General features: G+C 68.4%; 11 protein-coding genes. 3 read left to right on the top strand and 8 right to left on the bottom strand.

Annotated features, from left to right (window positions below):
* Positions 1-59: 59 nt before the first annotated feature.
* Complete coding sequence (locus tag AB0L97_RS26205) at positions 60-815, top strand: hypothetical protein (RefSeq protein ID WP_364434282.1); 756 nt, start codon at positions 60-62, stop codon at positions 813-815.
* Between the two features lie 77 nt (positions 816-892).
* Here the strand turns inward: AB0L97_RS26205 and AB0L97_RS26200 are convergent, their stop codons facing one another.
* The 6 genes from AB0L97_RS26200 to AB0L97_RS26175 form a co-directional block, all read right to left on the bottom strand.
* Complete coding sequence (locus tag AB0L97_RS26200; protein ID WP_355078866.1) at positions 893-1,465, bottom strand: ribonuclease H; 573 nt, start codon at positions 1,463-1,465, stop codon at positions 893-895.
* A gap of 10 nt (positions 1,466-1,475) precedes the next feature.
* Complete coding sequence (locus AB0L97_RS26195; RefSeq protein ID WP_355078867.1) at positions 1,476-1,946, bottom strand: SRPBCC family protein; 471 nt, start codon at positions 1,944-1,946, stop codon at positions 1,476-1,478.
* Positions 1,947-2,084: 138 nt separating this feature from the next.
* Complete coding sequence (gene lhgO, locus AB0L97_RS26190; RefSeq protein WP_364434277.1) at positions 2,085-3,269, bottom strand: L-2-hydroxyglutarate oxidase; 1,185 nt, start codon at positions 3,267-3,269, stop codon at positions 2,085-2,087.
* A 21-nt stretch (positions 3,270-3,290) separates the two neighbouring features.
* Positions 3,291-3,941, bottom strand: coding sequence for a hypothetical protein (locus AB0L97_RS26185; protein WP_364434274.1), 651 nt, complete (start codon positions 3,939-3,941; stop codon positions 3,291-3,293).
* 347 nt (positions 3,942-4,288) lie between these two features.
* Positions 4,289-5,080 (bottom strand): TIGR03084 family metal-binding protein, encoded by a 792-nt coding sequence (locus AB0L97_RS26180; protein ID WP_355078870.1) that lies wholly within the window; start codon positions 5,078-5,080, stop codon positions 4,289-4,291.
* Between the two features lie 113 nt (positions 5,081-5,193).
* On the bottom strand, positions 5,194-6,549 hold the full coding sequence (locus AB0L97_RS26175; protein WP_364434270.1) for a hypothetical protein: 1,356 nt from the start codon (positions 6,547-6,549) through the stop codon (positions 5,194-5,196).
* A 269-nt stretch (positions 6,550-6,818) separates the two neighbouring features.
* On the opposite strand from AB0L97_RS26175, the gene lon reads away from it, so the two are divergent.
* Entirely contained in the window at positions 6,819-9,146 is a 2,328-nt protein-coding gene (lon, locus tag AB0L97_RS26170; RefSeq protein ID WP_355078977.1) for an endopeptidase La, read from the top strand.
* Between the two features lie 379 nt (positions 9,147-9,525).
* Here lon and AB0L97_RS26165 read toward each other — a convergent pair whose 3' ends face one another.
* Positions 9,526-9,978, bottom strand: a complete 453-nt coding sequence (locus tag AB0L97_RS26165) for a PaaI family thioesterase (protein WP_355078872.1) — start codon at positions 9,976-9,978, stop codon at positions 9,526-9,528.
* Entirely contained in the window at positions 9,975-10,559 is a 585-nt protein-coding gene (locus AB0L97_RS26160) for a TetR family transcriptional regulator (protein WP_364434266.1), read from the bottom strand. The genes AB0L97_RS26165 and AB0L97_RS26160 overlap by 4 nt, the downstream gene beginning before the upstream one ends.
* A 189-nt stretch (positions 10,560-10,748) precedes the next feature.
* Between AB0L97_RS26160 and AB0L97_RS26155 the strand changes: the two genes are divergently transcribed.
* Positions 10,749-11,819 (top strand): DNA polymerase IV, encoded by a 1,071-nt coding sequence (locus AB0L97_RS26155; RefSeq protein WP_355078874.1) that lies wholly within the window; start codon positions 10,749-10,751, stop codon positions 11,817-11,819.
* The last annotated feature ends 95 nt before the right edge of the window (positions 11,820-11,914 follow it).

The following is an 11,914-nucleotide window of genomic DNA, read 5'->3' as shown; positions in this document are numbered from 1 at the left end:
GGGCCGCTGAAGCCAATCGGTGCGCACCGACGCGCGCCGGGAAAGTGCAGGTTTTATCGATGTCTACCGACGACGCCGAGACCGGCAAGGACGCCGAGACCACGCCCGCCTCCGACCACGACACCGACGCGGTGACCGAGAAGTCGCAGGATGCCGCCGGCGCGGCGAAGCCCGACCTGTCCAAGGCGGAGAAGGCAGACAAGGCCGGGAAATCCACCTCGCTTCCGCTGGTGGCCGCGTTCGTGGCCGGCGTGCTCGCGGTCGCCGCGATCACCGCGGTGGTCGTGTTCTTCTTGCAAGGCAAGGATCGCGGCGACAAGCTCGACGCGATCCGCGACTCGACCAACGCCGCGTGCGCGTTCGGCAAGGACGTCTCGGTCTACGACTACTCGAAGAATCTCGACGACTACTTCACCGCGGTGAAGGCGGGCTCGTCGGGCGAGTTCCTCAAGGAGTTCGACGACGCGACCAAGGCGTTGAAGGACGCCATGGTGCAGGCCAAGGTCAAATCCTGGGTCGATGACGTGCAGTGCGGCTACCAGTCCGGTGACCAGACCTCGGCCAAGGTGTTGGTGACCCTCACGCAGTACCGGACCAACTTCACCCAGGCCAACCCCGAGCGGCAGTTCGTCGTGGTGATCGCCCAGCTGCACAAGTCGGGCGACAAGTGGCTGGTCGAGAAGCTCGATTCGCCGATGTTGAAGGGCGCGGGCACCGGCCTGCCGGGCGCTCCCGCGCCGGGCGGTGCTCCCGCGCCGGGCGCCCCGGGGCAGCCCGCACCGTCTGGTCAGCCCGTACCGCAGCCGGGCAACTAGCCGAGCGCCTCCGGCGGTGGGCCGAGCCACCACCGCCGGAGGTCATTCGGGCAGCTCGCGGCGCTTCGGCGGGCGCATCAGAACAGCGTCAGAGCCTGTGGCGCCGACGGCGCGGCCGCCTTCCCCGCGGCCTCGTCTTTCGGCGCTTCCGGCGCCGTCGGCGTTTCCTCCACAGTCACCGCGAGCATTTCCACGGTGTTCGCCTCGGCGACAGCCGCGGTGACCGCGGCCTGCCGAGCCGCTTCTCCGGCCAGTGCGTCTGCCTGCTCGTTGAAATAGTTGCCGACGTGTCCGCGCACCCAACGGAACCGGACCGGTCCCGGCCTGCTCGCGATGGCCCGATCGATCTGCCGGACGAGTTCGACGTTCTTCACCGCCCCACCGGTCGACGTGCGCCAGCCGTTGAGCCGCCATCCCGACACCCACTCCGAGGCGCATTTGATGGCGTAGAGCGAATCGCTCTCGATGAGCAGGGGTTCGGACCCGGGGTGGGCGACGATCGCCTCCAGCACCGCGCGCAACTCCGCGACCTGGTTGGTTCCGGAAGCGGCTCCCCCACTCGCCGAGGAGCCCTGATGATTGACCCAAGCCCAGCCGATGGCGCCGCCGGGATTGCGGAGGCAGGATCCGTCGGTGCTCACGATGATCATGGCTGGCACCCTACGCAATCCGACCGACAAGATCGGTACCGTGGAATTCCTCTATCTCCCTCCGTAACCGCGACTCCGTGCGGCGCAACGCCGTTCTCACCGCGGCGTCGAGCAGGCCGGCGCTCAGGCGTCCGAGCACTCCGCGAGGTGGACTGTACTCCGCCTCGGAGGTCAGCACCGAGCGCCCGTAACCGAGCGGGTCGAAGCGCAGCCGCAGTGTGCCGGAGAAATGTCCGCGCAGTGCGTACCCGATCACCGCGTTGCGGCGGTATTCGGTGATCTCGCAGGTGGCGGTCGGCTGCCAGAGCGCGAGGCGGCTGGTGGTGGCGAAGACCGCGCCGAGTCCGCGGTCCTGGTCGCCGGTCGGTACGAAGTCCGCGATCCCGAACATCCAATCCGGTACGAATAGATGGTTGTCCGTGTAGTTGAAAGCGACCTCGACGGGCGCTCCGACGTCACTCGCGTACTTGATGTGGCCCATAGGCCCTCCCTGTTCCACGACTGGCGTTAAAAGTACTACAGCTCTCCTCTTTATTCGAGGGCTCGGCGCGATTCGATGCGACGAATCGCAAGATTGCGACCGAGTAGTTGCTTGGGAAAAGGCTCCTCCGGCGCGCGCTCAGAGTTGGTCGACGATGTGTTCCGCGATCGGCATGGCCGAGGTCGCCGCAGGTGAAGGGGCGTTGAGCAGATGAACCGAGCGCTCGGTGCGCTCGATCATGAAGTCGTGCACCAAAGTTCCTTCTCGCAATACCGCTTGCGCGCGAATTCCTGCTTCCCGAGGGAGTAGATCGGCGAGCGTCAGCTCCGGACAGTAGCGGCGGCACTGTGCCAGGTATCCCCGCTTGAACAGCGAATTGCGCAGCTCTCGCAGGCCGGTGCGCACGTTCGCCTTGGCGACGCGGTGGAAACCCGGGAACCCGAGCACTTCTCGCGCGTCCCTCAGGTCCAGACTGCCTTTGCGGTAGCCCTCCCGCGCGAGACCGAGCACCGCGTTCGGACCCACCGTGAGCGCTCCGTCGATCGTCGGGCTCAGATGCACGCCTAGGAAAGGCAATTCCGGATCGGGGATCGGATAGATCAACGTGCTGACCAGGCCGTTGCGCTCCTGCGGCAGCTGGTAGTACTCACCACGGAAGGGAACGATGCGAAAGTCGGTGCGCAGCCCGGCGGCTCGTGCCATCCGGTCGGCTTGCAGCCCCGCGCAGACCACCAGGCGGCGAGCTGTCCACGATCCGGTCGGGCCGGCGGCGGTCACCGCGTTCGAGGTCTCGGTGAGCGTCGCGACCTCGGCGCCCAGCACGAATTCGCCACCGGCGCAGCGGACTTCCTCGGCCAGCGCCTCGGTCACCCGAGTGAAGTCGATGATGCCGGTATCCGGGACGAAGAGGGCGCCGACACCGGTGACGCGCGGTTCTCGCCGCGCGAGTTCCGCGGCGTCGATCAGTTCGACGGCCACGCCGTTGACGACGGAACGTTCATGCAGTGCGAGCATGCGTCCGTACTCGGCATCGTCGGTGGCGACCAGCAATTTGCCGCAGACCCGGTACGGAATGCCGTGTGCCGCCGCGAAATCCTTGGTCCATCGCGCACCCCGGCGGCACAGCTCGGCCTTCAGGCTGTCCGGTGGATAGTAGATGCCGGAGTGGATGACGCCGCTGTTGTGCCCCGTCTGATGGACTGCCAGACGCTCTGCCTTCTCCAGCAGCACCAGGCTCGCACCGGGATGGCGCACCAGGATCCGGTGCGCGGTCGCCACGCCGACGATGCCGCCGCCGATGACGCAGAAGTCGTAGGCGCTCATGCGAGCAGGGTAAACGGTGTGTCACACCACGGTGGAATCCGCTGCGCCGTGCGTGGACGCGCGTTCGTCGGTTCCCTTCGGCGCGGGAGCGGGGTGCCGATCCAGGTGCAGGTCGTGCTCGCCCAGACTCGGGTCGGAGAACGCCACTCGCACCTCGCCACGCTGGGTATCGAGGTCGGTGCGCATGGTGGTCACGGCGCCCGGTTGCTCCGGCACGGAGCCGGAGCGGAACAGACCCGTGAGCGCCGTCAAGGCGTTCGTGTCCACGGTGATCGAGACCGTGTCGGCCGCGCTCTCCGCGACTTGCGCGCCGACGTAGGCGTCACCGAATCGAACTTTCCCGCCCAGAGGCGTGCGCCCAGGCGGTGTGGCAGGCGAATCGACCTGCGGCTCGGCGATTTCCGGCTGGCGGGCACGCGGAGCGGAAACCGCTGCGGGCAAGACGAAGCTGTTGCCGGTCAGCACGGGATAGAAGCCCGTGCCTCGTCCGCGATCGGGCTCGTCCGGGGCGGCTGGGGTGACCGGCGCGGCGATCGGAGTATCGGGGCGCTGCGTATCGGCGATCTGGTGGACGATATAGGCGCCGGCAGCGACGGTCAGGCTGAGGCTGGCCGCACCGGCGAGCACGACGGCGGCATGCCGTGCGACCTGGGCAGGTCGGTGTGCTGTCACGATGCGCTCCTTTCCCTGCGACGCTGCTCCCCACAGGCGATCAGCACCATGGAAAGCTGTACGCCCGACCAGATTACCTGTGCGGTCGAGGGGCATACCTGATCGAAGAGAGCAGAATCACAACGCGCGCGGCCCGGGGCGAGCCGGTGCGCCCTGGCGTGCATGGCGTCGATGTTTCCGTGAACGCACGGGCGGGTAAATATTCGGGTAGCTGGCGAGCGCCATTCTCGACTGCCATCTCGAGACACCCGGCCAACGGCGTCCGGCCGTCGACATGAACACGGCGCACCCAAGTGTGGCGCTCGCCCGCTCCCGATTCCGCATGGACCGGGCCGGGTGTGGGCGGGTCAGGCGAACTGGCCCGCTGTCCTTCCTTCGCCCGTCGGCCCCGCGAAAGCCTGTGCGATGGTGAGCCATTCCGCGGCGTCGTCGCCGTGCGCCAAGATTTCCAGATCGTTCGGATGGCGGCGCTGTGTCACCAGCAGACAGAAGTCGAGTGCGGGTCCGGTCACCCGCTGTTCGGCGTCCTCAGGGCCCCACGACCAGACGGTGCGATCCGGCGCGGTGAGTTCGACCCGGAATTCCGCTGCGGGCGGAGTCTTTCCGTGCACGGTGTAGGCGAAATTCCTGGTGCGCACGCCGATATGGGCCACGGTGCGCAACCGCGCCGTGGGCGAGCGGTGCACGCCGATGGCATCGGCCACGTCCTGCCCGTGCGCCCAGGTCTCCATGATGCGGGCGGTGATCATCGACGCGGCGCTCATGGGCGGGCCGAACCACGGCAGTTTGGCGCCCGCGGGCACGGCGCGCAGTGCGGCGGTGAGCGACGCGCGCCCACGCCGCCAGCGGTCGAGCAACTCGGCGGGCGGTTCGGTCGCGGCCTTCTCGGCGGCCTCGTCGACGAACGTGAGCGCGCGAGGTCCGGCTTCGGTCAGCAACTGCTGGAAGCGGGCGGCGTCCGCGGTGGCGATCGCCGCGATCTCATCGGTCCAGGCCAGATGCCCGATCTGGTGTGCGATGGTCCACCCGGGCGCGGGTGTGGCGCGCGCCCATTCCGCGGGCGCCAGCGGGGCGACGAGTCGTTCCAGGTCCGCGCATTCGTCGGCGAAGTCGCCGAGCAACGCCTCTAGATCAGCCATCTGCGCCCCTGCCGGTTCCGGGCCCACCGCCTCGTGCGCCACCGTCGTCCAGCATCGCAGCGAGCCCAAAAAAAGGCAAGCATGCTTGTTTTATCTTGCCGGTTCCGGCCCTGCTACCAGCCGAAAAGGATCAAGTGGGCGGCTCCGACGACGAGGCCGAGGACCGCGCCGTGCAGATACAGCAGCCAGGCGTCCTGCTCGACGGAGGCGTAGAACATCTCCATGAACTCCCCTGGCGTGAGCCGCCGCAGCTTACGCGCGGCGAACTCGTCGATGGTCTTGGCCTGCTCCCGGGTGAATTCCTCGTCCTCGACCAGGGTCGGCGCCAAGCCGACCGCGGCGCCCGCCGCGCCCACCGTGAGGTTGTCGAACTGGCGACGCCCCAGCGCCGCCCGCACGAGTGCGGTGGTCGGCCCGAGCTGACGATGGATCTCGTCGGCGATCAAGCGCTCCAGCAACTGCCTGGTCTTGTCCCCGTTCGGGCCTTCCAGCAGTTCCTTGGACAGATTCGGCAGCGTCAGCACCTGATAGGCCAGGATGTGCGCCAGATCGGTCGCCGCTTGCGGCTGCCGTTTGGCCAGCAGTGCTTGCTTCCACAGGTACTTGTACCTCGGTTGCGGATCACCCGGCTCGAACACCATCTTCACCGCGATGACGTTCACGATCACGCCGATCGCCGCCGAGGCGAGCAGCACGATCACCCAGCCGGGGACCCAGCCCAGCACCGGAATCTGCTGGTGCACGTGCAGGTACAGAGCCAGCAGCACGCCGAAGGGCGCGCCGAGCAAGCCGATGCGCACCATGAAGCGCAGTTCGGGCGCCGCGATGGTGGTGGTCAAGTCCTTCAGAATGGCCGGGTTGTCCTGCAGGTAGCGGATCACGAAACCCTTGATGCCGATCAATTGGTCGACGTTGTCGCCCAGCGACGCGAACGCGCGGCGCGACAGTGCGGGCAGTTCCCGATCCACTCGCTGGTAGATCAGCTGCTTGGCGGCGCGCGGCACCGTACGCCACAGGTCCGGGTTCTCCCGGTACATCAGCTCGTCCACCAGCGGGCGCACCTGCTGCCGCGCCAGCACCGCGATGTAGTCGGCGATGCCGTCGAGATCGAGTTCGTGGATGAAATCCTTGGGGCTGCCGATCCGCATCAGGGCCTTGTCCACGCAGATGCTGGCCATCTTCTCCGCCCGCGCCGGGATGAAGCCCTGGAATCCGAGGCGCAGGCCGTCGCCGGAGAAGGTCGGCAGCACTTGCACCCGGCGGGGGAAGTACGGATAGAGCACGTGCAGACCCGGGATGCGGATGCCGCGAAAGACGATCGGCCAGAACAGCATCAGCACGCCGGTCCAGTTCGTCAGCCATCCCGCCAGCGCGCTGAAGATCGGGAACGTGATCAGGTCGACCACGAATTTCGGCTGCCCGGTCACGCTCTCCCAGTCGATGAACACGCCAGCGGCGAGCGACGACATCGATGGGACTCCCTAGGCCGATCCGGCGGTACCGCCGGTATGAGATATCAAGGCCCCAACGTTCTCATTGCCTTGGACGGGGTGTCAACGCGAAGCGGGGGCCGTACCGGTCGGCACTTCGCCGTCAGCGAACGGACCGGTCGGGGCGGAACAAACCCACACACCCCGGGGTTGAGTAGGCATCGCTCAACTTTTGGAAGGTCGAAGACGTGACTACACCTCAGAACCTGCCGGTGCTGTTCCTGACCGATCCGATCGTGCTGCCGGGCATGGTCGTGCCCATCGAACTGGACGAATCGGCGCAGGCCGCGATCGATGCCGCGCGCGCCGCAAAGACCGACGCCGTGCTGCTCGCGCCGCGGCTGAACGAGGGCTACGCCACCTACGGCGTGGTCGCCACCATCGAACAGGTCGGCCGGATGCGCGGCGGAGCCCCGGCGGCCGTCCTCAAGGCCGAACGGCGCGCCAAGATCGGGCACGGTGTCACCGGGCCGGGGGCCGCGCTGTGGGTGGAGGCCGAGCCGGTCGAGACGCCTGCTCCGGACGGCCGCACGAAGGAACTGGCCGCCGAATACAAGAAGCTGGTCGTCTCGGTGCTGCAACGCCGCGAGGCCTGGCAGATCATCGACGCGGTCAATCAGCTGACCGACCCGTCGGCCATCGCCGACACCGCGGGTTACGCCCCGTACCTGACTTCCGAGCAGAAGCGTGAACTGCTCGAGACCCCCGACGCGGCCGAGCGGCTGACCACGCTGATCGAGTGGACCAAGGCGCACATCGCCGAGGCCGAGATCAGCGAGAAGATCAGCGAAGACGTGCGCGAGGGCATGGAGAAGAGCCAGCGCGAATTCCTGCTGCGCCAGCAGCTCAACGCGATCCGCAAGGAACTCGGTGAGGACGAGCCCGACGGCGCCGACGACTACCGCACCCGCGTCGAGCAGGCCGACCTGCCCGACACCGTGCGTGAGGCGGCGCTGCGCGAAGTCGGCAGGCTGGAGCGTGCCAGCGATCAGAGCCCGGAATCCGGCTGGATCCGGACCTGGCTGGACACCGTGCTCGAGCTGCCGTGGACGGTGAAGACCACCGACAGCGCCGACGTCTCGGCCGCCCGCGCGGTGCTGGACGCCGACCACCACGGCTTGGACGAGGTCAAGGACCGCATGGTCGAGTACCTGGCCGTCCGCGCTCGCCGGGCCGCCCGCGGCCTGGAGGTGGTCGGCGGACGCGGGTCCGGCGCGGTGCTGGTGCTGGTCGGTCCGCCCGGCGTGGGCAAGACCTCGCTGGGAGAGTCCGTGGCGCGAGCGCTCGGCCGCAAGTTCGTCCGCGTGGCCCTGGGCGGCGTGCGTGACGAGGCCGAGATCCGCGGTCACCGCCGCACCTACGTCGGCGCGCTGCCCGGCCGGATCGTGCGGGCCATGAAGGAAGCCGGTTCGATGAACCCGGTCGTCCTGCTGGACGAGATCGACAAGGTCGGCTCGGACTTCCGCGGCGACCCGGCGGCCGCGTTGCTCGAGGTGCTGGACCCGGCGCAGAACCACACGTTCCGCGATCACTACCTGGATCTGGACCTGGACCTGTCCGACGTGCTGTTCATCGCGACCGCGAACGTCATGGAGACCATCCCCGGCCCGCTGCTGGACCGGATGGAACTGATCACCGTCGACGGCTACACCGAGGACGACAAGGTGGCCATCGCGCGCGACTTCTTGGTGCCGCGGCAGCTGGAGCGCAACGCGCTGACCGCCGAGGAGGTGTCGATCAGCGAGGAAGCGCTGCGCGAGATCGCCGCCGACTACACCAGGGAGGCCGGGGTCAGGCAGATGGAGCGGCTGATCGCCAAGGCGCTGCGCAAAGCGGCCACGCGGCTGTCGGAGCGCGAAACCGGATCTGGTTACGACCCCGAACTGGGTTACGACGTCGAGCGTGACGCCGGAGCCCTGACGATCGGTCTGGACGACCTGAAGGACTACTTGGGTCGTCCGCGCTTCACTCCCGACTCGGTGGAACGCACGGCCGTCCCGGGTGTGGCCACCGGCCTCGCCGTGACCGGCGCGGGCGGCGACGTCCTCTACATCGAGGCGAACGCCGCCGAGGGCGAGCGCTCGCTGACCCTCACCGGCCAGCTCGGCGACGTCATGAAGGAGTCGGCACAGATCGCGCTGACCTACGTGCGCTCGCACCTGGAGGAGATCGGCATCGAGCCGTCGGTGCTTGATCGCAATATCCACATCCACTTCCCGGCGGGTGCGGTGCCGAAGGACGGGCCGTCCGCGGGCGTCACGATGGTCACCGCCCTGGTGTCGCTGGCGCTGGGTCGTCAGGTGCGATCGGACGTCGGCATGACCGGTGAGGTCACGCTGAACGGCCGGGTGCTGCCGATCGGCGGCGTGAAGCAGAAGCTGCTCGCCGCCCAGCGGGCCGGATTGAAGACGGTGTTCATCCCGGCGCGCAACGAGCCGGATCTGGACGACGTTCCGGCGGAAGTGCTGGCCGCGCTGGACGTCCGGCCGGTCGCCGACGTGGCCGACATCCTGGCCTACGCGATCGAGCCGGTCGCCGAGCCTGCCTTGGGGCCTGCCTTCGCGGCGACCGCCTGATGGGTGCGATCGGACGTAGTCCGTCCTCAGCCCACGCATGCCCGGAGCGATTGCGGAGGTACGCCTGACCTTGGACGGAACGGGCCGGGCACGGAGCTATCCGGGCCCGGCCTTTCGCATGTCGCGATCGGCGAGGGACGTTGGTGAAGCACCGGAGCGGCTCATCGCTCGCCGTGCCCGGTGTGGCCACCATCGACGGACCTCGCCACATCGGGTCGGCGGCTGACCCTCGCCGAATATGCTGTGTCGCAACGCACTTGCCGAGCTGCGGCACAGGCGGTCGGCGGATCTCGTTCCTGAGTACGCCCGCGCGCCGACACACCGGCCAGTGCCGCCGTCACCCGATAGCGCGGGCGACGTGCGAACGGACGTCGTGAGGTCAGGGACTGGTGTTCGTGCCGGCCAGGTCCGTTTCCGCGAGCCGGGTGGTGCCTTGGCCCACCGCGCACAGGACCGGTTCGCGCCCGGAGCTTTCCGCGTAGATCGCGCAGTGGGCAACCGCCTGGCGGCGCGTCGCCCCGGTGACGGATGCCTCGATGCGCAACCGGTCGCCGGCGGCGGGCCGCAGGTAGGTGATGGTGACACCTCCGGTGAGTACGTTCGCGCCGAGAACCGTTCCCGCGGCGAAGGTGAGGGCGTTGTCGGCGGCATAGGCGAGCACGCCGCCGTGCACGTAGCCGAATTGCTGGGTCAGTTCGCGGCGCAGCGGGATGATCAGGGTCGCGGCGCCGTCGCCGAAGGCGGTGATCTCGGTGCCGATCAGCGTGGCGAAGGGCTGGGCGGCGAGTATCTTCTTGGCGCTGTCCAGGTCGAGGGTGTTGGTGGCGGTCACTCGGGCAGCTGCCCTGCGGCCGCGGTGCGATCGGCGGCGAGCGCCAGCCAGGCGGCGTCGGCCAGCTCGCCCGCGACTTCAGCAGGGGCGATGCGCATGTCACCGCCCAGCCACTGCCGGGTGTATTCCTGCGCCGGACCCAGCCACAGCGCGTAGACCAGATCGATGGGCAGATCGCGCACCACCCCGTATCCCGCGTGGGTGCGCCACCACCGCGTCACGTCGGACATGAAGCGGCGATTGCTCTCGCTCTCGCGCACTCCCGGCGGCCGCGCGGAGGTGAGTACCGTTGCGCGATATTGATTTTCGCTCACCCACCGCAAGTGTTCGCGCACACCGGCGGTGACGCCTTCCCGCGCGTCGGCGCTGTCGCCGACCACCGCCCAGAAATGCTTCTGATAGTCCGCCAGCGCGTTGGCCCACACCTGCCGGTACAGGTCGGCCTTGTCCGGGAAGTGGTGGTAGAGCGCACCGACGCTGGCGCCCGCCGCGCCCCGGATCTGGGTCAGCGTCGCGTCGAGCGCTCCGTGCTCGGCGAACTGGCGCTCGGCTGCCAGTAGCAACCGATCTCGAATCTTCATATCCAGAATTTAGTTCTGTTCTGCGGGCCGCGCAATGTCAGGACATCCGTGTGAGGGGGATCAGGCAGTGGGACTCATCGCGGTGCTGCGGACGATGGCACGACCGGCGGCGGGTGCGGCGATGCCGGTCGGCGGGCGCTCGCGCCGGAATTGCGGCCGGGTGTCGCACCCCTGCGGTAAGAACGGCATGTGGCCAGATGGCTGTTGCATGTCGATCTCGATCAGTTCCAGGCGGCGGTGGAGTTCCGCCGTCATCCGGAACTGCGGGGGCTGCCGGTCATCGTCGGCGGCCACGGCGATCCCGCCGAACCGCGCAAGGTGGTGACCTGCGCGTCCTATCCGGCGCGCGGGTTCGGTGTGCGGGCCGGAATGCCGCTGCGCAGCGCTCAGCGCAAGTGCCCCGACGGAGTGTTCCTTCCTTTGGACATGGCCGCCTACGAGGACGCCTCCGACGAGGTCATGGCCCTGCTGCGGACGTTTCCGGGGCGGGTCGAGGTGTGGGGTTGGGACGAGGCGTTCCTCGCCGCCGACACCGACGACCCGGAAGCCCTCGCGCAGCAGGTGCGCGACGCGATCGCCGGACTGGAACTGACCTGCTCGATCGGCATCGGGGACAACAAGCTCACCGCCAAGCTCGCGACCGGCTTCGCCAAGTCGGCGGGCAAGTCGTCGGCCGAGCCCGCCGCCGATGTGGGCGCCGCCGCAGGCGTCTTCCGGCTCACCGCCGCGAACTGGACCGAGGTGATGGCCCATCGCCCGACCAACGCGCTCTGGGGCATCGGCAACCGCATCGCCGCCCGGCTCGCCGAACTCGGTATCGGGACCGTAGGCGAGCTGATGACGGCGGACCGGCATCGACTCGCCGCCGAGTTCGGGCCGAACACCGGTCCGTATCTCTGGGTGCTCGGCCACGGCAAAGGCGATACGGACGTCACCACCGAACCGCGAATCCCGATCGGCCGCAGCAAATCCGAGACCTTCCCGCACGATCTGACCGATCCAGGCGAAATCCGCGCCCAGGTCGCGCGGCTGGCCACCGAGGTCGCCGAGGAGATGGCCGCGGCGGGCCGGATCGGCACCCGCGTTTCGGTGACGGTGCGCACGAACACCTTCTACACACGCAGCAAACAGGAAAAACTGCCCGAACCGACCATCGACGTCGCGCGAATCGCCGAGACGGCGCTGCGCATCATCGAACGGTTCGACCTCGACCGCCCGGTTCGTCTGCTCGGCGTGCGGCTGGAACTCCTGCCGCGGTAACTCCCGGACCCGTCCGGACGCTCGTATGCTCGTCCGCATGGAGTTCTGGGCGATGGTGGCACACGAATCGGATAGCGGGATCGTCCTGACCCGGC

Source organism: Nocardia sp. NPDC051911, assembly GCF_040681035.1.
Classification (GTDB): domain Bacteria; phylum Actinomycetota; class Actinomycetes; order Mycobacteriales; family Mycobacteriaceae; genus Nocardia; species Nocardia sichangensis.
This window is presented reverse-complemented; position numbering and strand designations above follow the sequence as displayed.